Origin of the sequence: Archangium sp. Cb G35, assembly GCF_001896145.1 — a bacterium.
Taxonomy (GTDB): Bacteria; Myxococcota; Myxococcia; order Myxococcales; family Myxococcaceae; genus Archangium; species Archangium violaceum.
The window spans coordinates 620,565-642,898 of sequence record NZ_MPOI01000002.1 but is presented as its reverse complement, the minus strand read 5'-3'; the positions used below and the strand labels follow the sequence as shown (position 1 = coordinate 642,898).

At 68.9% G+C, this 22,334-nt stretch carries 17 protein-coding genes; 9 read left to right on the top strand and 8 right to left on the bottom strand.

Annotation, left to right across the window (positions count from 1 at the left end):
- The first annotated feature begins 205 nt into the window (after positions 1 to 205).
- The 5 genes from BO221_RS09050 (at position 206) to BO221_RS09030 (ending at position 7,092) form a co-directional block, all read left to right on the top strand.
- The gene (locus BO221_RS09050; RefSeq protein WP_073559978.1) at positions 206 to 1,570 is read left to right on the top strand and encodes a pyridoxal-phosphate dependent enzyme; all 1,365 of its coding nucleotides are present in this window, start codon (positions 206 to 208) and stop codon (positions 1,568 to 1,570) included.
- Positions 1,571 to 1,955: 385 nt separating this feature from the next.
- Positions 1,956 to 3,083 carry a serine/threonine-protein kinase gene (locus BO221_RS09045; protein ID WP_233165826.1) on the top strand — a complete coding sequence of 376 codons (1,128 nt, stop codon included), beginning with the start codon at positions 1,956 to 1,958 and terminating at the stop codon, positions 3,081 to 3,083.
- A 73-nt stretch (positions 3,084 to 3,156) separates the two neighbouring features.
- Positions 3,157 to 4,269 (top strand): PEGA domain-containing protein, encoded by a 1,113-nt coding sequence (locus BO221_RS09040; protein WP_073559976.1) that lies wholly within the window; start codon positions 3,157 to 3,159, stop codon positions 4,267 to 4,269.
- A gap of 159 nt (positions 4,270 to 4,428) precedes the next feature.
- Complete coding sequence (locus tag BO221_RS09035; protein ID WP_233165824.1) at positions 4,429 to 6,426, top strand: TonB-dependent siderophore receptor; 1,998 nt, start codon at positions 4,429 to 4,431, stop codon at positions 6,424 to 6,426.
- Positions 6,427 to 6,501: 75 nt separating this feature from the next.
- Complete coding sequence (locus BO221_RS09030) at positions 6,502 to 7,092, top strand: manganese efflux pump MntP family protein (protein WP_073559974.1); 591 nt, start codon at positions 6,502 to 6,504, stop codon at positions 7,090 to 7,092.
- A gap of 3 nt (positions 7,093 to 7,095) precedes the next feature.
- Here BO221_RS09030 and BO221_RS09025 read toward each other — a convergent pair whose 3' ends face one another.
- From BO221_RS09025 to BO221_RS09010, 4 genes are all read right to left on the bottom strand, one after another.
- Complete coding sequence (locus BO221_RS09025) at positions 7,096 to 8,817, bottom strand: sensor histidine kinase KdpD (RefSeq protein ID WP_073559973.1); 1,722 nt, start codon at positions 8,815 to 8,817, stop codon at positions 7,096 to 7,098.
- Complete coding sequence (locus BO221_RS09020) at positions 8,814 to 9,518, bottom strand: response regulator transcription factor (RefSeq protein WP_073559972.1); 705 nt, start codon at positions 9,516 to 9,518, stop codon at positions 8,814 to 8,816. The genes BO221_RS09025 and BO221_RS09020 overlap by 4 nt, the downstream gene beginning before the upstream one ends.
- Positions 9,519 to 9,539: 21 nt before the next feature.
- Positions 9,540 to 11,285 (bottom strand): hypothetical protein, encoded by a 1,746-nt coding sequence (locus BO221_RS09015; RefSeq protein WP_073559971.1) that lies wholly within the window; start codon positions 11,283 to 11,285, stop codon positions 9,540 to 9,542.
- Between the two features lie 134 nt (positions 11,286 to 11,419).
- Entirely contained in the window at positions 11,420 to 13,645 is a 2,226-nt protein-coding gene (locus BO221_RS09010; protein ID WP_073559970.1) for a M3 family metallopeptidase, read from the bottom strand.
- A gap of 177 nt (positions 13,646 to 13,822) precedes the next feature.
- Here BO221_RS09010 and BO221_RS09005 point away from each other — a divergent pair, with 177 nt between their 5' ends.
- A complete protein-coding gene (locus BO221_RS09005) occupies positions 13,823 to 15,409 on the top strand; it encodes a DUF4403 family protein (RefSeq protein WP_073559969.1) in 1,587 nt (528 codons plus the stop codon).
- Between the two features lie 62 nt (positions 15,410 to 15,471).
- On the opposite strand, the gene BO221_RS53540 is transcribed toward BO221_RS09005, so the two are convergent.
- The 3 genes from BO221_RS53540 to BO221_RS08990 are packed head-to-tail and all read right to left on the bottom strand — an operon-like array spanning position 15,472 to position 16,846.
- On the bottom strand, positions 15,472 to 15,981 hold the full coding sequence (locus tag BO221_RS53540; protein ID WP_083680704.1) for a transposase: 510 nt from the start codon (positions 15,979 to 15,981) through the stop codon (positions 15,472 to 15,474).
- Positions 15,974 to 16,474 (bottom strand): helix-turn-helix domain-containing protein, encoded by a 501-nt coding sequence (locus BO221_RS53535; RefSeq protein ID WP_158079782.1) that lies wholly within the window; start codon positions 16,472 to 16,474, stop codon positions 15,974 to 15,976. The genes BO221_RS53540 and BO221_RS53535 overlap by 8 nt, the downstream gene beginning before the upstream one ends.
- A 45-nt stretch (positions 16,475 to 16,519) precedes the next feature.
- Positions 16,520 to 16,846: a hypothetical protein gene (locus tag BO221_RS08990; protein WP_143195342.1), complete on the bottom strand. Its 327-nt coding sequence runs from the start codon at positions 16,844 to 16,846 to the stop codon at positions 16,520 to 16,522.
- A gap of 227 nt (positions 16,847 to 17,073) precedes the next feature.
- On the opposite strand from BO221_RS08990, the gene BO221_RS08985 reads away from it, so the two are divergent.
- Positions 17,074 to 19,350, top strand: coding sequence for a hypothetical protein (locus tag BO221_RS08985; protein ID WP_233165822.1), 2,277 nt, complete (start codon positions 17,074 to 17,076; stop codon positions 19,348 to 19,350).
- Positions 19,347 to 20,687 carry a hypothetical protein gene (locus tag BO221_RS08980; protein WP_073559967.1) on the top strand — a complete coding sequence of 447 codons (1,341 nt, stop codon included), beginning with the start codon at positions 19,347 to 19,349 and terminating at the stop codon, positions 20,685 to 20,687. Before BO221_RS08985 ends, BO221_RS08980 begins: the two co-directional genes overlap by 4 nt.
- A gap of 8 nt (positions 20,688 to 20,695) precedes the next feature.
- Here the strand turns inward: BO221_RS08980 and BO221_RS08975 are convergent, their stop codons facing one another.
- On the bottom strand, positions 20,696 to 21,895 hold the full coding sequence (locus tag BO221_RS08975; protein ID WP_073559966.1) for a hypothetical protein: 1,200 nt from the start codon (positions 21,893 to 21,895) through the stop codon (positions 20,696 to 20,698).
- A 144-nt stretch (positions 21,896 to 22,039) separates the two neighbouring features.
- Between BO221_RS08975 and BO221_RS08970 the strand changes: the two genes are divergently transcribed.
- Positions 22,040 to 22,333 carry a hypothetical protein gene (locus BO221_RS08970; RefSeq protein ID WP_073559965.1) on the top strand — a complete coding sequence of 98 codons (294 nt, stop codon included), beginning with the start codon at positions 22,040 to 22,042 and terminating at the stop codon, positions 22,331 to 22,333.
- The last annotated feature ends 1 nt before the right edge of the window (position 22,334 follow it).

Below are 22,334 nucleotides of genomic sequence, written 5' to 3'. Positions count from 1 at the left end.
AGCGGTCGGATGCCCGACAGGAGGGACCCGGGGCCCGGATGGCCGCCCGCTGGCCGGACCCCGGCCTCGCCGCACCGTGTCGGAAAGTGGGAGGGGCGCGGAGGTGTTCCTCGAAGAGGGGGGCGGGCAGCCGGCCGAGGTCGACCGGCACCACCGGGGCAGTTATAAGGACGCCGGTTTCTCTCCTTCCCCTAGAGAGCTTCAGATGGAAATCCACGACAACATTCTTTCCGCGATCGGCCACACGCCCCTGGTGAAGCTCAACCGGCTGGTGGGGCCCAACGACGCCACCGTGCTGGTCAAGTGCGAGTTCATGAACCCCGGCGCGTCCATCAAGGACCGCATGGCCCTCTACATCCTCGAGAAGGCCGAGAAGGAGGGGAAGCTCAAGCCCGGCGGCACCATCGTGGAGAACACGAGCGGCAACACGGGCATGGGCGTGGCGCTGGCGGCGGCGGTGAAGGGCTACAAGTGCATCTTCACGATGCCGGACAAGATGTCGCTGGAGAAGATCAACCGCCTGAAGGCGATGGGCGCGCAGGTGGTGGTGACGCCGACGAACGTGCCGGCCGAGGATCCGCGCAGCTACTACGAGACGGCCAAGCGGCTGCACCGCGAGACGCCGGGCGCGTTCATGCTCAACCAGTACCACAACCCGGACAACATCGAGGCCCACTACAAGGTCACGGGTCCGGAGATCTACGAGCAGACGGACGGCAAGATTGATTACTTCGTGTCGGGCCTGGGCACGGGCGGCACGATGAGCGGGGCGGGCAAGTTCCTGAAGGAGAAGATTCCGGGCCTGAAGAACGTGGGCGTGGACCCGGAGGGCTCGGTGTACGAGGGCTACTTCAAGACGGGCAAGCTGACCGAGCCGCACGTCTACAAGGTCGAGGGCATCGGCGAGGACATGCTGTGCGGTGCCATGGACTTCAAGGTGGTGGACGACATCCGGCAGGTGGATGACCGTCAGAGCTTCGTGGCGGCGCGGCGGCTGGCGCGCGAGGAGGGCATCTTCGCGGGAGGCTCGGCGGGCGCGGCGGTGCACGTGGCGGTGCAGCTGGCCAAGGAAGTGGGCAAGGGCAAGACGATCGTCGTCGTCCTGCCGGACACGGGCATGAGCTACGTGAGCAAGTTCCACTCGGACGAGTGGATGCGCGACAACGGCTTCCTGGAGGAGAAGGGCGCGGGCACGGTGCGCGAGCTGCTGAACGGCAAGCGGGCGGTGATCACCGCGCGCAAGGGCCAGCGGGTGGACCAGGTGGTGGAGGCGATGCGCCAGCACGGCATCAGCCAGATGCCGGTGATGAGCGATGACGGCCGGGCGGTGGGGATGATCCACGAGTACGACCTGCTCAACGCGCTGGTGGCGAACAAGGCGAAGTTCGCGGACACGATCGACGCCATCGTGGCGCCGCTGCAGGGCGTGGTGTCGCCGGAGACGAGCCTCACGCGGCTGCGCGAGGTCTTCAACCAGGACAAGGTGGCGGTGGTGAAGGACGGCGAGAAGATCCTCGCCATCGTGACGAAGATCGATCTGATCGAGTACATGCACCGCACGGGGGCGTAGTCACCCCACGGAGCACAGCGCATCGGACACAGTCCACTGCGCACAGAACACCCCACCGAGCACAGTTCCCCTCTCCCCTCGGGAGAGGGACGGGGTGAGGGTATCGAGGGCCTCGGGTTCACCAGAACCTGGGGCCTTCGTGCATCCGGGTTGCTTTCTCACAAAACAGGAATCCCCATCCCATTTGGACCGCGAGGAGATGCACGTCCGGGACGAGCGGTGCCTATCTTGTGGGACACCTGTAGCACCGTTACGCTTCCGGGCTTTCCAAGCTCATCAGATCTTGAGGCCAGCGGTGGACAGGCTCGACGCGTCAGCACCAGCACCCGGAGAAGAGTCGTACTTCGGAAAGTACCGCCTTCTCCAGCAACTCGCGTTGGGAGGAATGGCGCACATCTTCCTGGCCTCCATCGATGGTCCGGACGGCTTCTCCAAGACGTGCGTGATCAAGCGCATCCTGCCGGAGTACGCGAGCCTGGAAGCCTTCAGCCGGATGTTCGCCGACGAGGCGAAGGTCGCGGCGTTGCTGACCCATCCGAACATCGTGCAGGTCTTCGACTTCGGGAAGATCGACGGGCAGTACTACCTCGCCATGGAGTGGATTCAGGGCGCGGCACTGGACCGGGTGCTGCGCCATGCGTGGAAGGCGGAGTTCCCGCTCGGCACGCGCGTGGCCGTGGACGTGGGCATCGCGGTGGCCAGCGCGCTCGCCTATGCGCACGCCAAGACGCTGCCGGATGGCACGCCGCTGAACCTGGTGCACCGCGACATCACCCCGGGCAACGTGCTGGTGTCGCGCGACGGCATCATCAAGCTGGCGGACTTCGGCATCGTCAAGAGCACCGTCAACCTCGAGCGCACCGTCGCCGGCGTGGTGAAGGGCAAGTACGCGTACATGTCCCCGGAGCAGATCTCCAACAAGGACGTGGATCATCGCTCGGATCTCTTCTCGCTCGGCATCGTGCTGTACGAGGCCGCCACCGGGCGCCGCCTGTACAAGCGCGACACCATCGAGGCGACCATCCTGGCCGCCTCGCGGGCGGAGATCCCTCCCCTCTCCGAGGTGAGCCCGGACTTCCCTCCCGGCCTGGAGCGCATCATCACCCGGCTGCTCTCGAAGGAGCCCGAGGCGCGCTACCAGAGCGCGCGCGAGGTGCACGAGGACCTGGAGCGGTTCCGCGTGGCGCAGAACTGGACCTCGAGCGGCAGTGAGCTCGCCGCGCTGATGGCGACCCTCTTCCCACCCGACAAGACCGGCCGCCACTCGACGGCCGTCCCCGTGGTGGGCTCCCAGCCCGGACACACCGGCACGAGCCGGACCCCAGGTGGAACCCCGGACTCCAAGCCCAAGGCGCCTCCGCGGCGCGCCGAGGAGCGGCCCCCATCCCCGGTGGAAGAAGAGATCTCCATCTCGGTGACCCCGGAAGAGGGAAATGCGTTCCCCTGGGGCATCGCCGCGGCGGCGGCCATCGCGGCCGTGGGCAGCGCCCTGTTCTGGACCTTCGTCGCCTGAGAGGAACCGGCCGCGGCCCCGCGCGATGCGAGGAGCCCCGGCGCAGTTGCCTCCCGGAGCGAGAGAGACGTTGATGAAACAAAAGACCTGGATCGTCATCATCCTGCTGGGCACCGTCGCCATCAACGCCGTGGCGTACGTGGCGGTGCGGAGCCGGCGCGCACCGGTGTCCGTGGAAGCCCCGGCCCCTGTCGCCAGCCCCACCCCCGCGGCCCCCTCCCCCACCGAGCCTCGGCCCACCGCGGCCCCGGCTCCCTCCGACCAGGAAGAAGCCAACGCGGGCCTCGCGCGCGCCCGGCGAGCCGCGGGCCTCGCCGCGCTGGAAGACCGCGACTACAACAAGGCCGTGGCCGAGTTCACCGAGGCGCTCAGCCTGCGCAAGGACAAGGGCGACCTCGTGGAGCTGCTGCGCATCGCCTCGGATCTCCAGAGCCGCGAGCAGGCCCGGGCCCAGGCCGAAGCGGCGAAGCCCGAGCCCGTGCCCGTGGCCAGGCCGGTGTCGAAGGCGAAGCCCGCCCGGGCGGCCCTGCGCACCAAATCCACCACCAGGGAGGAGCCTCCGCCGGTGCCCGAGACGGCCCGCAACGGGTTGCTGCTCGTGACCTCCACACCCCCGGGCATGGTGGTGATGGTGGATGGGAAGGCGATGGACCTCACGCCCGCGCGTCTGCCCCTGCGCGCCGGCTCCCACCGCGTGGCACTCGCACAGGGGGAGCGCCAGCTGTTCGAGGACACCGTGGAGATCGAAGCGGACGAGGTCCGCTCCATCAACCGGGATCTGACGGCGGCGCTCGCGCCACCGCCTGTCGCGCCCGCGGCGGCTCCCGCCCGGACGCAACCCGAGCCCACGGCCGTGGCCGCGCCCACCCCGGTGGTCCCTGCCTCCGCCACCTCACCGGGCTCCACCGTCACGGCCTCCGCGACACTCGCGCCCCGTCCCTCATCGGAGGCCTCCTCCACCACGGCGCGCCCCGCGGCCGGGGGCAAGGGGAACCTGGACATCACCTCGCCCGCCCTCTACGGCGAGGTGTGGATCAACAACCGGCCCTACGGCTTCCCGCCCGTCACGGCGAAGGACCTCCCGGCCGGACAGGCCCGGGTGGAGATCCGCGTCAATGGCGCGGTGAAACGGCGGATGACCGTCGAGGTCGAACCGGGCCGCAGCACCAGCGTCCGCGTCCGCTGAGCCCCTTTCGCGCGAGGGAAACTTCCTCGCGTGGTGAAGACCGTCACACTCCCTGCCCGCGCCGTGGCCCCTCCCTGGAGGCCAGAGCGCGCCCCATGCCGAGAGGTTCGTATGCGTAGTACCCGTTACCCCCGCAGGTTGCCTGGCCGTGGTTTGTCCTTGTCGCTCCTCTTGCTGTGCGCCGGACCCACGTTCGGCCAGGAGGCTCCGCCGGCCGAAGCCGGGACGGCCACGGAGGAAGTACCCCTCGGCGACGAATCCGAGGTGCACAGCCAGGTCGCCTCGTTCGCCACCACCCGGCTGCACGACACGCCCGCGGTCGTCACCGCCGTATCGGCCGATGACATTCGCGACTCGGGCGCGCGGGACCTGATGGACGTGCTGCTGATGGTGCCGGGCTTCTTCTTCGGCGCGGACGTGCAGGGCGCCGTCGGGCCCGGCTTCCGCGGGCTGTGGGGCCAGGAGGGCAAGGTGCTCCTGCTCATCGACGGCAAGGAGATGAACGACCTGCTCTACTCGACCTTCCAGCTCGGCAATGAGTTCCCCATCGAGCTCGTCGAGCGCATCGAGGTGGTGCGCGGACCGGGCTCGGTCATCTACGGCGGAAACGCGGAGCTGGCCGTCATCAACGTCGTCACGCGGGGCATCCAGGGAAGCACGGATCTGATGGTGGCGGGCACGTATGGCGAGTACGCGAGCGTGAACGGGCGGCGGAGCCTGACCGTGTCCGGGCGCAAGGTATTCGAGAGCGCGCCGGGGCTGAGCATGTTCGCCTCCGCGTCGGTGGGCCAGGGCCAGCGCAGCGACGCCATCTTCGAGGACTTCTTCGGCAACTCGGTGAGCATGGGAGGCAAGACGAACCTCAACCCCATCACGGCGCAGGCGGGCGTGGGCTACCGGGACCTGCAGCTCAGCATGCTGTACCAGCGCTACGCCACCACGGCCGTCGTCGCCTTCGACGAGGTGCTGGCGGAGCCGGCCACCACGGACTTCGAGTCGTTCCACGCCGAGCTCACCAACCGCTTCCGGCCGAGCGAGCAGCTGGAGATCATCCCCCGCCTCAACCTCACCCTCCAGGAGCCGTACCGCGACGCGGATCAGGACTCGCCCTTCTTCTACGACAAGCAGGTGCGGCGGCTGCGGGGCCGCCTGGTCGCGCGGTGGGCCCCGTTGGAGCTCCTCCAGCTCACCGGAGGCGCGGACGTGGCGTTCGACCATGGCCTGCTGAAGGGCCCCGCCGGCGTGGGCCTTCAGACCGCGTTCGGGGAGGAGGGGCTGGATCAGGTCTCCTACCAGAACGTCGCGGGCTTCATCGAGGCGTTCTCGGACAACCCCATCGTGACGGTGGTGGCCGGCGCGCGCTACGACCGGCACAGCGCCTTCGGAGACTCCTTCGTGCCGCGGCTCGTGCTGCTGCGCTCGTTCGGGCCGTTCAGCGGCAAGGCGCTCTTCAGCCGCGCGTTCCGCGCCCCCGGCGTGGAGAACATCAGCCTCGGCGACAACGTCCGGCCGGAGCGCACCACGGTCTTCGAGTTGGAGGGAAGCCTGCGGCTGGGTGAGGGCCACACGGTGAGCGTGAACGCCTTCGACGTGGGCATCCAGGACCCCATCATCTACTCCTACGACGTCGAGACGAACACCGAGGCCTACCGGAACCTGGGGCGGCTGGGCAGCCGCGGCATCGAGCTGGACTACCACCTGCGTGGGAGCTGGGGCCGTGTGAAGCTCGGCTACTCGTTCTACACGCCGTCCGGCACCAATGACGTGGAGGACTACCTGGTGCCCGGGCGCTCGGACACCTTCACGGGCCTGCCCACGCACAAGGCCACGCTCACGGGCAGCGTGAGACCGCTGCCGTGGCTCTCCATCAACCCCACGGCCGTCTTCGTGGGCGAGCGCTACGCGGTCAGCGCGCCGGATGACGTGGGCACCTCCACGGTGCGGACGCTGCCGGCCCAGGTGCTGGTCAACCTCTTCGTGCACGCCGAGAACGTGGGCACGAAGGGGCTGAACATCGGCGCGGGCGTCTACAACCTGCTGGGGACGGACTTCCGGATCGCGCAGCCGTACAACGGCGGCCAGGCCCCGATGCCCGTGTTCAGCCGCGAGTTCCTCGTGCGCCTCACCTACCTTCTGGACCCCGCCCTGGACGAGTAGTCCCGTGCGTCCAGTGCCGGCTCGAGCCGCGTCATGGCGCTTCCGCGTGGCGCGGCTATGGGGCAAAAGGGCCGTATGTCGCTGTTGACCCTGCTGATGCTCGCATTGGGACTGGCCATGGACGCCATGGCCGTGTCCGTCGCGAGTGCCCTGTCGGCACCGCGCGTCCGTGCGCGGGATGCCCTGCTGCTCGCCTTCCTGTTCGGCCTCTTCCAGGCACTCATGCCCATCATCGGCTGGGCGCTGGGAACCCAGTTCGAGAAGGTCATCTCCGCCTGGGACCATTGGATCGCCTTCGTGCTGCTCGCGGGTATCGGGGGGAAGATGATCCACGAGGCCATCACCCACCATCACCCGGGGGTGCCCGACGCGCCGAAGCCGGGCGAGGCTCCCGCGCGCAATCCGTTCCAGCTCGGGACGCTCGCGATCATGGCGGTGGCCACCAGCATCGACGCGCTCGCGGCGGGAATCACGCTGCCGCTGCTCGACGTGCGGCTGGTGACGGCGGCGGCCGTCATTGGCGGAGTCACCTTCGGCCTGTGTCTGCTGGGCGTGAGCGTGGGACGCCGGTTCGGTGAGTCGCTCGAGGGCAAGCTCGACATCATCGGCGGCATCGTGCTCATCGGCATCGGCACCAAGACGCTCATCGAGCACTTGTCCGCCTGAGCCTCACCCCGAGCGCAGCAGGAACGCGAACACGGCGCCCGGGCCCCTGCCCTGCTCGAACCGCAGCTCGCCACCCATGGCCCGGGCGAGCCTGCGGCTCAGCGCGAGCCCCAGTCCCACCCCAGGAGCGGACTCGGCCGCGCGTTCGGAGGACTTCGAGAACGGTTCGAACAGGTTGCGCGCGTCGGTACGCGAGACACCCGGGCCGTGGTCGGCCACGAGGATCGCCACCCGCGAGCCCCGCCGCTCGGCGCGGACGTGGATGCGCGAATCCTCCGCGCCCCGTGCGTACTTGCAGGCGTTGTCGACGAGGTTGAAGAGCACCTGTTCCGCCGCGGAGGGCTCCACGAGCACGGGCACGGCCTCGAGCGTCTCCTCGAGCTCCAGGACGAGCCGCATCCCCGCTTCCCCGGCCCGCTCCTCGGAGCGGTGCAGACTGTCGCTCAGGAACGAGCCGAGCTCCACCGGCTCCGCATCCCGAGGCGCGCGCTTGCGCTCCAGCCGCGCGTACGCGAGCACGTTCTCCACGAGGTGCGCGAGCCGGTTGGATTCGCGGTGCAGCGTCTCGTAGTAGCTCCGGCGCTGCGCCTCGTCCGTCACCATGCCCTCGGCCAGCATCTCCGCGTACATCCGGAACGTCGTGAGCGGTGTGCGCAGCTCGTGCGTGACGGCGGACACGAAGGCGGCGCGGCGCTCGCTCAACGACAGCGCGCCGAACAGCAGGAAGCCCACCGCCACGAGCGCGAGCAGCACTGCCCCCCAGGCCACGCCCAGGCTCCACGCCACCGGAGCACCCCGCCCCACCTCGACCTGGACGGGCCCGGGAACGAGCCGGACCGGAAGCGACGCCAGCCGGCGCTCGAGCAGGTCCCCCGTCCCCGACTCCACGCGGACGAGCGAGGCTCCAGGCAGCAGGTCCTTCACCTCCTCCAGCAGGACGGTCTGGATTCGAGGCCAGTCCAGCCAGGCGCCCTGTATCTCCATCTCGCCCTGGGCGCGCAGCACCCGGCGCACCAGCAGGAGCTCGTCTTCCATCCACACGGGCACCATGGGAGAGACCGTCACCCCACGGTCATGAGCACCCAGCGTCGTGCGGGGAAGATCTCCCTGGGCCTCGGAGAACGCGGCGTTCATCGTGGCCTGCGACATGCGGCGCTCGAACTCGATGGCTCCACGAGGAGGTGCGATGAGGGCCTCGTCGAAGGGCGCCCCCGGCTCGATCGAACGCAACATCCGGCGGTCCAGCTTCTTCCCCAGCTCGGACAGGAGAAAGCCGTACTCCTGCACCTGCATGGGATCGACCCTCGTGGCCCGGGTGAGCTTCTCCTGCGCTTGTCCGGGCACCTGCGGAGACCCCAACGGGCCAGCGCCCGTGAACGAGAAGTGCAGCAGCACCCCCTCGGGCGTCCCGAACAGCAGCGTCGAGGCAATCCGCGTCGTCGAGGGCTCACGCGTCGCCCCTTCCAGGTCGAACGCGCGCAGCGGAACGTAGAACGGCGCCCAGGCATCCACGGCCCGCGTGCTCTCCTGGGCGATGAGCCTCGCCATACGGCCATCCATGCGCCACAGGGCCAGCCGGACGCGCTCCTCCACGAGTGCATCCGCCCGCGACTTCGCCTCGGCCCGCTCGAGCCGCACGGTGGTGAGGCTCAACCACGCCAGGGCACCACACGCGAGCGCGACACACGCGGCCAGCGCCAGCCAGATGGGCAGTGTCCGCTTCAAGCCGGCCCCCCACCCGCGAAGCGGTATCCCTTCCCCCGCACCGTCAGGAGGATGCGCGGCGACTCCGCGTCATCGCGCAGCTTGTCGCGCAACCGCGCCACGTGCATGTCCACCGTCCGCGTGCGCGCCAGGCTCGCCGGCAACCGCCACACCCGCTGGAGCAGCTCGTCCCGGGAGACGACCCGCTCCCGGTTGAGCCCCAGGTAACGCAGCAGCTCCAGCTCCCGCTCGGACAACGGCTCCACCGCGCCGTCCTCGAAGCGCAGCTCGCACTTGCGCAGGTCCACCACGCCCCCCTCGAAGCGGAGCTCCTCCACGTCCAACGGCCGCTCGGCGCTGCGCCGCAGCACCGCCTCCACGCGCGCGAGCAGCTCCTTCACGCTGAACGGCTTCACCACGTAGTCGTCCGCGCCCAGCCGCAGCCCCTTGACGCGGTCGTCCTCCTGACCCCGCGCGGTGAGGATGATGACCGGGAGCGCCGGCCGGGCCTTCCGTGCCTCGGCGAGCACGTCCAGACCATCACCCCCGGGGAGGACCAGGTCGAGCAACAGCAGCTCGAAGCTGTCCCGCGTGGCGCTCGCGAGCGCGTCCTTGAACGTCGCGGCCTCCAGCGGCACGTAGCCCTGGAACCGGAGCGCGTCCACCACGCCCCGGCGGATGGCCGCATCATCTTCCACCACGAGAACACGTCGCGCGGGCATGCGGCCTCCATCCTCTCCGAATCAGCGCCAGAAGCCGACTTCGTAGGTGAGTGTACGGCGCTCGCCCGGCTCCAGGGTCAGCGTCCACTCGACGTCACTGTGGGTGTTCACGGCGGCCAACTCGGTGCTCCCCCAGTCCTCGGTGCGGGAGTCATCCAGCTTCACGCGGCCTCCGTCCGACACCTGCTCCACCTTGCCGCCCGTGGACAGGCGGATGCGCAGCGGCGTGCGCACGCCTCGCGGGTTCGCCAGCGCGAGCGTCCCCTTCTTGTGAATGCTGGCATACTGGACACGGTTGTGCGTGAGCGCGTTCTGCTTCCGCTCCAGCTCGGTCTCCTCGTGCAGCGAGCGCACATCCGTGGCGATGGTCAGCGGAACCAGGGTGCTCCCGCCCCGGGGAGTGTACGTCAGCAGTTCCTGCGCCTGCGGCACCTGCCCCCGCATCACGAGCACCGGCCCCGTGGTCAGCGGGTACTTCGTCTCGTTCTTCAGCTCGAGCTGGTGCCACACCTCGCCCCGCGCGAGCTTCAGGGGCGACACCTGCCCCGACGAGGCCGAGCCCCCATACCGGACCGTGTCCGAGTTCGGGTCGCGCCGGACCTGCACGTCGAGCGTGTAGAGGTCGCGCACGGGCACCTCCTCCTTCCACAGGGGCACGACGGCACGCGCCCCCTTCGGCAGCACCATCGCCGGCACGGAATGGATGAAGAAGTCGGGGGACTCGCCGCGCCCACCGAACTCGGGAATGCTCTGCGCCACGCCCTGGGCCTGGGACGCACCGCCATCCCACTGGCCCGCGTTCTGGGAGAACGTGGCGTTGTTCGCCAGGTTGAGGGAGTTCATGAGCGAGGGCGCCGCGTGGGACAGCGTCTGGCGCACCACGCCCTCGAGGCTCAGCGGAGACGAGACATCGCGGAACCGGAAGTTCGGCACCCCGACGACGAGATCCAGGTGGGTGCCGCGAAGGTCCTCGAGCTCGTTCACCAGCTCGGCCTGGAGCGCGAGCGACCCCTTGCCTCCGTCCTTCAGGTCGAGCCGGTACGTGGGAATCCACCGGAGCCCCGGCGTGAAGTAGACGATCCGCACCGACAGGTTCTTGCCAGCGGCCTCCGCGCCGAAGTCGAGGGAGAGGCGCTTGCGCCGCTCGGTGACGTGCACCATCCGCTTGCACTCGAGCGAGAGCTTCGGACCCTCCACGCGGCGGATGTCCCGGCCCGAGAGCACCACCGTGCCCCGCTCGGGCACCGATAGGGCGACGATCTGGGTGGAGGGGACAACGGCGGACATGGCGGAAGGCTCATACCTGGAGGCCACGAAGCGAGGCTGCTCGACGGGCAGTGCCGCCGCCGGAACGGGGAGGACGGTCCCCGTCAGCGAGGCACCTTCGAGCTCGACGGTGACGCGCTTGCCCGGGTTCGCGACGAGGATCGCCGCCGGCTCCGAGCACACACCGCGCTCCTCCTTGTCCACCTCCTGCTCCACCCACTCGGCGCGCATGGCGCGCATGGCGGGCCCGCGCTCGCTCCAGGCCCAGAACGTTCCCAGCACGGCGTTCTCGGGGACTTCTTCCGTGAAGACGGTCCCCCGCGCATCCGCGACGGCCTCCGCGCGTTTCACCAACAGCGCGTACCCGTCCTTGAAGATGACCGCGCGCTCGGTTTCCAGGCGGAGCGCCCCCGAGCTTCCCTCGTCCTTCCGCTCCTCGCCGTGCGCCGCCCACCCACTCAGCAACACGGCCATCAGCATCCACACCCCGTAGCGACCCATGTGTCTCCTCTCGACCCGATGACAGGCAAGGTACGAAGAGGCGGGGCCGCCGTGGGTAACCCGAACGTAACGAGGCCGGAAACCCCTGAGCGCTCAGCGGTTTCCGGCCCCGGATGACAACAGCCCGGCTCAGCTCACTTCGCCGGCTTCTTCTGGGCCGCGCCCTTCACCGGGAAGCCGCGCTTGCGCATCAGCGCGTCGGTGCCGGCATCCTTGCCGCGGAAGCTCCGGTAGGCATCGGCCGGGTCCACCGTGTTGCCCACGGAGAAGACGTTCTTGCGCAGACGATCGGCCACCGTCTTGTCGTAAGCGCCCTTGCCCTCGGTGAAGGCCTCAAAGGCATCCGCCGTGAGCGTGTCCGACCACAGGTAGCTGTAGTAGCCCGCCGAGTACCCATCACTCGCGAACACGTGGCCGAACTGCGGCGTGCGGTGCCGCATGACGATCTCCTTCGGCATGCCGAGCGCCGTCAGCGTGTCGCGCTCGAACGCGTCCGCATCGATCTTCTGGCTGCCCGCCAGGTGCAGCTTCATGTCCACCAGCGCGCTCGACAGGTACTCCACCGTGTCGAAGCCCTGGTTGAAGTTGGAGGCCTTCTCGATCTTCGCCACCAGCGCCGCGGGGATGGGCTTGCCCGTCTGGTAGTGCAACGCGTACGTGTTCAGCACCTCGGGCGTGGAGAGCCAGTGCTCCAGCAGCTGCGAGGGGAACTCCACGTAGTCGCGGGCCACCGCCGTGCCCGAGAGCGTGGGGTACGTCACGTTGGAGTTCAGGCCGTGCAGGGCGTGGCCGAACTCGTGGAACAGCGTCTCCGCGTCAGTCCAGCTGATGAGCACGGGCTCGCCCGGCGCGCCCTTCACGAAGTTGGAGTTGTTGGAGACGATGGTGGTGACCTCGTCCTTGTACCGCTCCTGGCTCCGGTAGGCGTTCATCCACGCGCCGGAGCGCTTGCCCTGCCGCGCGTACGGGTCGAAGTACCACAGGCCCACGTGCTTGCCGCTCGCCTTGTCCTTCACCTCCCAGACGCGGACGTCCGGGTGGTACACGGGCACGTCGGTCACCGGCGTGAACGAGAAGCCGAACAGCTCACCCGCCACCCAGAACATGCCCTCGCGCAGCTTCTCCAGCTGCAGGTACGGCTTCACCTCGTTCTGGTCCAGGTCGTACTTCGCCTTGCGGACCTTCTCCGCGTAGTAGCGGTAGTCCCAGGGCTCGATCTTCAGCTTCGCGCCTTCCTTGTTGGCGATCGCCTGCATGTCGGCGACCTCCTCGCGGGCGCGGGCGACGGCGGGCGTCCACACCGCCTCCATGAGCTGCATGGCGCGCTCGGGCGTCTTCGCCATGGCGTTCTCGAGCCGCCAGTGGGCGTGCGTCGCGTAGCCCAGCAGCTTCGCGCGCTCGGCGCGCAGTTGGAGGACCTCGGAGATGATCTGGTTGTTGTCGCGGGCGTCGCCGTTGTCCCCGCGGTTGACGTAGTTGCGCCAGACCTTCTCGCGCAGGTCACGCCGGGCCGAGTACGTCAGGAACGGCTCCATGGAGGAGCGCGTGTTGGTGATGGCCCACTTGCCCTTCATGCCGCGCGCCTCGGCCGCGGCGGCCGCACCGGCGCGCACCGAGTCGGGCAGGCCGGCGAGGTCCGCTTCCGACTCGAGGACGACGACGTAGTTCTCCTCGTCCGCCAGCACGTTCTGGCTGAAGTTGGTGTAGAGCGAGGCGAGGCGCTGGTTGATGCTGGCCAGGCGCTTCTTCGCCTCGGCGTCGAGCTTCGCGCCCGCGCGGACGAAGTTGGTGTAGCGCAGCCACGTCAGGCGCTGCTGCTCGGGCGTCAGCTTCGCCTTGTCGGGCGACTGGTAGACGGCCTCGATGCGCTGGAAGAGCTTCTCGTTCTGGGTGATCTCATCGCCGAAGGCGGCCAGCCTGGGCGCCATCTCGCGCTGGATGGCCTGATGCTCCGGCCCGCTCATGGTCGAGCCCCAGATGCCATAGAGCGTCTCCACGTCATCGAGGGTCTTCCCGACGGACTCCATCGCGGCGATGGTGTTCTCGAAGGTGGGCGCGGCCGGGTCGTTGACGATGGCGGCGATCTCCTGGCGGAACTCCTCCATGGCGGCCTCGAGCGCGGGCTTGAACTGCTCGACCCGGACCTTGTCGAACGGAGGGACCCCGCCGTACGGACCGGTCCATTTGACCAGCAGCGGGTTTTGGACCGGGGCGGGCTGGGCCGGGGCGCTCTGGGCCGCCGGGGCGCCCTGGGCGGCCGGAGCGGAGGGAGCCGCCTCGCGGACCTCCTGGCTGGTCGTCGCGCACCCGGCGGACACGAGCGCGGCCACGCCCGCGCTGGCGAAGAGGAACTTACGCATGAAGGAGATGCCTCCAGACTGGGGTGAATACGGAAAATCCCTGCTCCAACGAGCATGCCTGCTCGCTTCTTCCCGTCCATCTCATGGCCGCCCGGGCCTCCCCCGCCCGGCGGGCTGAAGTTCCCCGGGCGAATGGGCTATGCTCCACGCCCACACTCGCGGTGTATTTCCCTCGCCATGCCTCAGTCGCGCTTCCGTCCGTTCCCCGCGCTCCTCGCGTCGCTGGCCCTCGTGTCCTGCGCCGGCCCGCGCATCGAGTCGCAGACCCTGCAGCCGCCTCCGCCCACCGCCAACGGTGGACGCCCGGTGTCGGATCCGCCGCCCTCGCGCATCGTCATCCACGCCACCATCTTCCGCGAGGCGCTCCTCAAGAAGATGGCCGAGAGCCTGCCACGCTCGGGTGAGGGTAATGCCCAGCTCTTCGCCGGCCAGACGCTGCACTACACCTGGCAGCGCGAGCCGCTGACCATCAAGTTCGACCGCGGCCGGGTGGTGGTGGGCGTTCCCGTCCATGGCCGCTTCAACATGCTCGGCGATCGGGAGATGCCCATCACCGTCACCATCGCCGGCGAGCCCGTCATGACGGCGGACTTCAAGGCGCTGCTGCAGTCCACCGAGGTGCAGGTGGTGGCCTCCGGCCCGGTGGACGCCGTCAACCGCACCGTCGAGGGCAAGCTCAAGGAGCTCATCGGCAAGACGCTCGACGAGTTCCGCTTCGACGTGCGCCCGCTGCTCGCCAGTGCCTTCGCCCGGCTCGCCCGCCCCATCGAGATTCCCGTGGGAGGAGACCAGTACGCCTGCGCCGAGCTGAAGGTGACGAGCCTGGAAGCCGCCCCCACCATGCTCGCCGATGGCTTCGAGAAGGACCTCGGCGTCATCGTGATGCCCTCGGTGACGCTGCCCTGCACGCCGGTGGCCAGCCTCGTCCAGTCCACGAGCACCGACGGCGGCACCCCGGGCACCGACGCGGGACTCCAGGCGGCCGGCCCCACGCCGGCTCCGGGCAGCACCACCCAGTTCGCCAGCTACACCCCGGGCGCGGATGGCGGCACGCCGGGCCCGGACGCGGGCACGCAGACGGCGATGTACACCACCGCCGTCCCCAGCGATGGCGGCACCAGCACGGACGCCGGCACGCCTCCGCCTCCGGCCACGCAGGTGGCCATGCCCATGCTGCAGAACGTCTCCACCCTGCCCTCCGGCCCCTTCAAGGTCGTCATCCCCGTGGCCGCCCGCTACGAGGAGCTCTCCAAGGCGCTCGAGGCCTCCATGAAGGGCCGGCTCCACTTCTCCGAGTCGCACCCGGAGCTGTACATGGAGAACCCCCAGGTCTACCCCTCGGATGACACGGTGGTCATCAAGATGAACCTCGGGGGCAAGGCCAGCGTGGGCAGCTACTCCGTGCCGATGCAGGGGGAGCTCTTCTTCGCCGGCCATCCGCACGTGATCGATAACCAGATCTCCGTGCCCGACCTGGAGATCACCCCGGGCACGGCCAGCGAGCTGCTCAAGCTCAAGTTCGCCCTGGACTACAAGTCCATCCGCGACCAGGCCCGGCAGGCGCTGCGCGTGGACATCTCCGAGCGGCTCGCCGCGGTGAAGGACAAGATGTCCACCGAGATGAGCTTCTCGGAGGACCTCGGCTGCGTGCGCGGCCAGGTGCTCCGCTCCGAGGTGACGGGCATCTACCCCCACCCGAACTTCCTGCGCATCTACGTGCAGGTGGATGCCCAGCTCGGCCTGTACCTGCCCTGCAAGAAGTAGCCGCCGCGGCTGGAGGTTCCGCTCGACGCCCACACCGGCGTCGAGCGGGCGAGGGAAGACAGCTAAGCCCCTGGACACGGTTTCTGTCCACGTCGGTGGAGGCGCTGGCTGTAGCTGGCCAGCGCCCGCCGGATGGCGGCGAGCAGCTGCGCCAGGGTGTGGTAGCTGCGCTCGGGCATCTCGTACTGCTTGAGGACTTGAAACACCGCCTCGACCTCGTTGAGCTCAGGCGCATACGCCGGCAGGTAGTAGAGCGTCAGTCCCCGTCGAGCCAGGCGCGGCAACTGCTCGCGCACCTGCCTGCTGACGTGAATGCCCGCGTTGTCCAGCACCACCACGCAGGAGCGCGGGGGCGAAGCGAGCCGCTCGAGCAGGTGCAACACGTCGCGACTGGTCAGCGTGCGTGGGTGCACGAGGTAGCGCAGCGTGGGCCTGGAGCCCAGCGGCCTGTAAGCCACCAGCGCGTTGACTCTCCGCCCCTGGGGGTTTTCGTACGGGACGAGCTTACGCTGGCCGAGCGCCGCCCAGCTGTAACCCGTGGGCTGTGTCGGCGAGAAGCCGCATTCATCCAGGTAGTAGAGGTCTACCCTCCCTGCTCGGGCGTTTTTTTAGCCTGGAGAGATGACGGCGGGCACGTGCCACCTCGTCCGTCCGCTGTTTGTGGGCCAACGTCATTTTCGTGCGCTGCCAGCTCGCCCCCAGGTCCGCCAGATAGCGCCGCACCTGCCGGGCTCCCAGCCGCACGCCATGCTCGCGCAAGGCGAGCGCCAGCTGACCCGACGTCCACGTGCGTGGCTGAGCCAAGAGGGCGGCGAGAGCGGCGTGGACATGTTGGCGTTGGGCCAGGTCAGGTGGCGGCCCTCTGACTTGCCGCTCCAGGGCCTCTACCCCTTTGGCCTCAAAAGCGCGCAGCACACGCCGCACGGTCTTGTCGCTACATCCCAGGTGCTGGGCGATGAGCGGCGCGCTCCAGCCCTTGGCGGCCAGCAGCACCATGTCGACCCGCTCACGCACCCACCAGCCTGCATCAGGTGCGCGGCTCAGCTTTCGCAGCTGAGCGCGCATCTTCTCGTCTACCCCTCGCGGTCTCATCCCGGGGGTGGACAATATCTATGTCCAGGGGCTTAGGCCCGCCATCGTCCGCGTGTGCGCCTCCGACAGCAGCCTCAGGCCAGGCCCTACCCTGGCCTCCTTGAATTCTCCCTCCAGCGCCTCCACCACCTTCCTCGCCTCTTCCACCCTCCACCGCGCCAGCTCCGGATTGGGCGCCAACCTCTTGAAGGTCAGCCGCAGCCCCTGTCCCGCCTCCCCTTGGTACCCACTCACTCCCACCGGCTCCAGTACCGGCGGCCCCGCTTCGGCTCCCGCCGGCCCCGCCTGGAGTACCAGCGCCACCAGCATCCACACGCAGAGGACGCGCGTGACTCTCGGCTTCATGTCCGGCTCCTCCAGCCCTTGCACATGGCGGCCAGTGTCCCGCACTTCGAAGACAGGCTGCCAGACCAGCCCGGGCCCGCTCCCGGATCTCACCGCCGCGACACCCGGGCTGCACTCACCGCGAAGCTCCGGCTTGGGAGCCTTCTCTCATGCTAGACACCCCGGCACTCCGGTCATCCATGACCGCACCTGTTGGGGAGCCCCATGGCGGGGCAGTGAGGCGCGGCATGTCCACCCATCGTGTTGGCCCTTACCCGGCAGACGTGCGGCCAGGCCTCAATGCGCCCCTGGTTGTCCTGACGCTGGCCATGTTGGCGTTGCTCGCTGGCTGCGGCACGGGCCACCCGCGAGGGAGTCTGACGGGCGGCTTCGGCCTCCACTCCCGCTCCGCTTCCCGGCGGCCCGCCACCACTCCGGTACTGGCCGAGGCCGCGGGTGGCGCGGGCGGCTTCCCCCGGCACAGCGGAGACGACGCTCCATGGGAGAAAACCTCCTGGGAAGACTTCGCACCGGCCCCGCTCTCTTGCGCGGGCGTGGCCTTTCCACCGGGCTGGCCCGACCTGTCCTCCAGCGACGAGGAGTTGCTGGCGCCCTTGTGGGGGTGCTCCCCCGCGGAATTCCTCCAGCTACAGCAACGGGTGGACATGCCCCGACTGGTGGAGGCGTTGGAGGATTGGGGCGCTGTCAGGCTCGGCGCCTTGGGGCCCGTGCGAGATGATGCCGTGCCCCTCCTGCAGCGCAAACGCGTCGCCTTCCTCCTCACCACCACCGAGCTGCACGGCCTCGCGTACGCCGAGGTGTTCGCCCTGTTCGTCCTGCATTCGGCCCACGACGACGAAGTGAGGGAGATGCTGCGGCTGTTGGCCGAGGACAAGCAGTTGGGACAGACGCTGGGCCTCATGCCCGCGGTGCGCGAGGAGTTGGAGGCCCGGGGCCTGCCGCTCCCCCACTTCCCGGACCGGGCCGAACAGGCCAGCGACATCCTACGGGGCCTCGGCCGCGCTGCCCGGGACGCACTCTCCAGTAGCCAGATCAGTGACGGCGCCAGGTACACAGCGCTGCACGCGATGAGGGGGCAGCTACCGCCGCCCTACCAGCGGGCCTTCGACGAAGTGAAGCAGGCCCTGGCACAGCGACACTTCGCCCCGGGCCACATGGTGGTGGGCATCTTCGACTCGCTGACCTTCGGCGTGCCGCTGGGCTTCTTCCACCTGGTGGCCGGCACGGGCCACGGCGCCTACACACTCTCCCAGGGCCAGTACGAGCAGGCCACACGGGAGCTGGCACCCGCGACGCTGCTGGTGGCCCTGTATGCGGGAGGCAAGGGCCTGAGTGCCCTGTCCCAGGCTCGCGGTGGCTCGGGACTTCCGCGAGGACTCCCGCCGCCCGAGCAGCGCATGCGCGCGCTCCAGGAGATGGCGCGGCAGTTGGAAGAGAAACTGGGCGTGGACGGCCTGCGGGAATTGGCCAGGGACATCCGCTCCAGCCGCGAGGCGGGTCAACTCGTGGCAGTGGGAGGCGTGGACGCCGCCCTGGCCCTGCGCGAGGCGCGGGGGAATGCCGCCAGGGCACAAGCCTGGTTGTCCCAACGCAGACCCGAGCGCGCGGCTCCCACCGCGGCGAGGGGTGGTGCGGGCAAGGGTCCCGGGGAAGTGACTTCCCTGGCGGACGACACAGTACGTTCCACCCCGAAGACAACCCCTGCCCCCAGGCACCAGACCAGCCTGTCCTCACTGGTGGACGAGCAGGCGGGTCTCACCCCAGAAGTGGTGGAAGCCAAGTGGCTGCGGGTGGAGCTCGAATCGTCGAGCCCACGCCTCCCCGGAAACGTCGGGTTGCTGGAGAAGCAGCGCCCTGTCCTCGATGCCCCGCCGCCCGGAGCACAGAGCAACCCGCGCTGGAGTGAGTACGTCACCTACTACGAGAAGCGTCTCGGGGAGATGAGACAAGGGACGGCAGCGAAACCGCCCCTGGCCTGGGCCAGCTATGAACGGATGCGGGGATGGTTCGCCCGGGGGCTGGCTTTCGAGCGCATCATGGTGGAAATGCTGCGCATCGACGCACAGCGGCCTCGGGCAGAGCGCCGCTTCCTGGGGAACTTCCTCCAACCCCGCATCGAAACCTATGTGGGTGTGAGGACAGCCGAGAGCGGCCTGCGCTTCGCCGATGTGCTCGTCATCGAAGAAGGTGCGCTCGCTGGCACCCCGCCGCGCGTGGAGACGTTCAGCTTCAAGAGCCGCGACTTCTCCCTGCTAGAGGAAGGAGCCATGAAGACACAGATGAAGGCGGACGCGAGCGAAGCCCTGCGGTACTACGGAGGGGCGCTGAACATCCGTCGGCCTTCCCTTCAACACCTTGTGCACGAGGGTAGCAACGTGTCGGTCCAAAAGGTCCGCCTCATCTACGAAGGCGGTGCACTCAAGCCCAAGGATGTAGCCGACTTGCAGGCAGCCGTGAGCGCCGCCAAGGACGCTGCTCCGGCAGTGGAGGTGCTGTTCCAATGAAGCGTCTGAAGTTCTCGGACTTGAAGGAGGAGGATCGCCTCCGGCTCGATTTCGAAGGCTCCCTCGACCAGCAGGCAGAACTCGAGCACGAGTTGGAGCCATTGCTACAAGCACTCGAGGAAAACGCAGGCGAGTGGATGCCGGATGTCGTTGAGGGCCAGCGGCAACGCAAATACTCCCGCGCCTCCATCTGGAAATCCCTTGAGGAGAAGCGCGACGAGAAGAACACCGACATCGTGTTCGGTCGTACGACGTGGCCCGCGTTGTACATGATGCTCGACCTCCGTTTCCCGCCACTCCCTCCTCAATTACGCCTCTCGCTCAAGGTACAGCCCCTCTCCTTCTTCGCGGAGGCGGAGCGCTGCCTCAAGCTCGTGGAAATGGTGCGTACCTGGGCCTCTCGCTACCCGGTCTCCCATGCCTCAGCCCACAGCCTGGCTGACAGGGGGCTGGCGGACTCGCCCCTCTTCGGCCGCGACATGGAGACCTCCATTCGAGACGGGTTCGACAAAATCTACGAGGTGTTCTGGCTCAACGTCTTCGGCCCCAGGCTGGTGGAATCCGTCGGCCGCGAGCGCATGCTGTCCACGCCAGCTCACCGGGTGGAGGAGTTACCCAACGGCTCCGTCCTCCTCGTTACCTGGCCCACCGCCGCCGACTTCGCCAGTGACGAGGCCCGCATCGCCCAGGCCCGCGCCCACGCCCACCTCCGGCCAGACCTCGACTTCTCCACCCTGCTGCGCACCCTGCGCGAACGCAGCGCCGCGCTCGCTCCCGTCGAGCCCCGCTTCCACCCGGACGTCGCCCCGCTCCTCTCACGCGTGGTGGATGACTGCGCCATCCACGAGCGCCAGCGCCGCATCGCAGAGCTCAACCACTACCAACCCCCCGAGCCCGACGAGTGGCTCCCCGCCTCCGACGCCCTGCCCTCCGACGTGACGGACCCCCAGCGGGCTCTCGGGCATTACGGCGACCTCGCCGAGCACCTCGTCGCGCTGCTTCACTCCCAGGTGCCCTCCGTCTTCGACGAGACTCCCCAGTCCCTCACCGAGGTCGACTACCAGTTCTGGCACCAGGACTTCCCCACCGTCTTCGAGCGCCACCACATCGACGAGCACGCAGTGCCCGCCATCGGCGCCTACCTGGGCCAGGTGCTCGTGCGCCACCTGGGCGGCCAGTGGATTCCTCGCCAGAAGCTCGAGGAGTCCCAGGTCCGCGTGGGCAGCCGCGTCTGGCTTCCCTTCGTCCGCGCCTGGCGCTACATGCGCTCGCGCCAGTCCCTCCTCGACTCCTCCCTCACCCAGCTCTACCGCGTCGCCGAGCGCCACCGCTCCTGACAGTCACTTCACGGCTGGTGGACCGTTCCCACCGTCTCTCCACGCAGGAAGCGCTCCACCGCGTGGAGCACCTCGCGGTCGGACATGAGCGCCACGTGCTCCGCCGGGCTGTCCACGCGCTGGTACACCAGGGGCAACACCGGCGCCGCCCGCGCCGACAACACCGAGCCATCTCCATCCGCTCGCGGCGGGTTCTTCACGTCCAGCTTCCCATCCACCATCCTCATCCCGCTCACCGTCGGCCTCCCCGTCCCCACCACCACCAGCGTCTCGAATGGAGCCGTCGGCAGCCCCGGCCTCGGCCCGAGTGCCTCGTGCAGCTCCCGGTGTGCCTCCAACATCCGCACCAGCTGCGCCCGGTACGCCTCGTCCTCCCGCAGCGTCGCGTCCGCGAACGGCCCCCAGCCCTGCTTCAACCAGACGGCTGCATCAAAGGCATCCAGCTCGACGGGCCTGCCCTCCGCATCCACGAAGAAGTCGCTGCGCGTGGACAGCAATTGAAAGGCGGACGCGAAGGTGAACAGCGCCTCGGGCGCCAGCAGGGCCCGGTTGCGCAGCGTCTCCGTGCCCACCTGCAGGTCATCGAATAGCCCCGGGCCTCCCGTGAATGGCGTGCCGATGATGACCACCCGCTTCACGTGCCCGGCCCCCACCCACGGCCGCTCACCCGCTCGCGCGCCACCGTGCAGCAGGCAGTGCATCGTCACCAGCCCCCCCATGCTGTGCGCCACGATGTTCACCTTCCGCTTCCCTCCCCCTTCCGCCACCAGTTGCTCGATGCGCTCGCACAGCGCCCCCGCGCTCTCCCGGATGTCCTTCCTCCAGTCGTACGAGAACGGCACGAAGCCCGGCAGGTGCTCCTTCCCGAACTCCATGAACGAGCGGTACGCATCCACCGACACGAAGAACGCCGATAGCCGCGTCATCGGACCGTCCGGCCGCAGCGGCCCATAACCCGGCACCAGCCGCTGACCGGGAAACGGCAGCGCGAGCGTGCGCTCTCCCCGCGAGAGCGCCTGCCCCACCGTGAGCCATGCCCGCTCGGGCTCGGGGCCCTCCGTCACGAGGAAGCTGCCCCGGTAGCCGGGGACCAGGATCGTCACCTCGTCCCCGGTGGGCGGAGGCACGTTGACCCGCGCGGCACCGCATCCCGCGAGCACCGCTCCCCACAGCAACAACACCACACACGCGCAGTGGACCGTCTTCATGGCGCGCAGCTTCCGGGGGAAGCGTCACCCTCGCAAGGCTCCTGTCTCCCCGCCCGGCGGCCGGACACACGAGGCCCATGTCTCCCGCCCTGGCCCGCTGAAACCGGCGAGCACCGTTCGCACCTTCGGGCAAAGGAGATTCCAATGGCGAACGATCCCTTGGACAAGATGCACCAGCGCGAGCGGGAGCAGGAGCGCAAGCGGTTGCGCGAGCTGGAGGCGAAGGACCTGGAGGTGGAGTCCAACCGCGGCCCGCGTCCGCTCGAGGGCTATGCCGGTGGCCACACCACCTGGGCGAGCAAGCAGGACGATGAAGCCGCCGCCGAGGTGCATGCCCACGACGCGGATGACTCCTGGTCCGAGAGCCAGCAACAGGTGGCGCGGCTCTCTCCCAGCGACGAGGCTCCCGCGCGCAAGGACGAAGAGCCCCGGGAATGAA

Bases quoted from the DNA above. Each gene is read 5' to 3' on its own strand.
- BO221_RS08985 (WP_233165822.1), top strand. From the start codon at position 17,074: ATGTCCACCCATCGTGTTGGCCCTTACCCGGCAGACGTGCGGCCAGGC.
- BO221_RS09045 (WP_233165826.1), top strand. From the start codon at position 1,956: ATGGCGCACATCTTCCTGGCCTCCATCGATGGTCCGGACGGCTTCTCC.
- BO221_RS09020 (WP_073559972.1), bottom strand. From the start codon at position 9,518: ATGCCCGCGCGACGTGTTCTCGTGGTGGAAGATGATGCGGCCATCCGC.
- BO221_RS53535 (WP_158079782.1), bottom strand. From the start codon at position 16,474: ATGCGCGCTCAGCTGCGAAAGCTGAGCCGCGCACCTGATGCAGGCTGG.
- BO221_RS09010 (WP_073559970.1), bottom strand. From the start codon at position 13,645: ATGCGTAAGTTCCTCTTCGCCAGCGCGGGCGTGGCCGCGCTCGTGTCC.
- BO221_RS08970 (WP_073559965.1), top strand. From the start codon at position 22,040: ATGGCGAACGATCCCTTGGACAAGATGCACCAGCGCGAGCGGGAGCAG.
- BO221_RS09030 (WP_073559974.1), top strand. From the start codon at position 6,502: ATGTCGCTGTTGACCCTGCTGATGCTCGCATTGGGACTGGCCATGGAC.
- BO221_RS09040 (WP_073559976.1), top strand. From the start codon at position 3,157: ATGAAACAAAAGACCTGGATCGTCATCATCCTGCTGGGCACCGTCGCC.
- BO221_RS08990 (WP_143195342.1), bottom strand. From the start codon at position 16,846: ATGAAGCCGAGAGTCACGCGCGTCCTCTGCGTGTGGATGCTGGTGGCG.
- BO221_RS09015 (WP_073559971.1), bottom strand. From the start codon at position 11,285: ATGGGTCGCTACGGGGTGTGGATGCTGATGGCCGTGTTGCTGAGTGGG.
- BO221_RS08980 (WP_073559967.1), top strand. From the start codon at position 19,347: ATGAAGCGTCTGAAGTTCTCGGACTTGAAGGAGGAGGATCGCCTCCGG.
- BO221_RS08975 (WP_073559966.1), bottom strand. From the start codon at position 21,895: ATGAAGACGGTCCACTGCGCGTGTGTGGTGTTGTTGCTGTGGGGAGCG.
- BO221_RS09005 (WP_073559969.1), top strand. From the start codon at position 13,823: ATGCCTCAGTCGCGCTTCCGTCCGTTCCCCGCGCTCCTCGCGTCGCTG.
- BO221_RS09050 (WP_073559978.1), top strand. From the start codon at position 206: ATGGAAATCCACGACAACATTCTTTCCGCGATCGGCCACACGCCCCTG.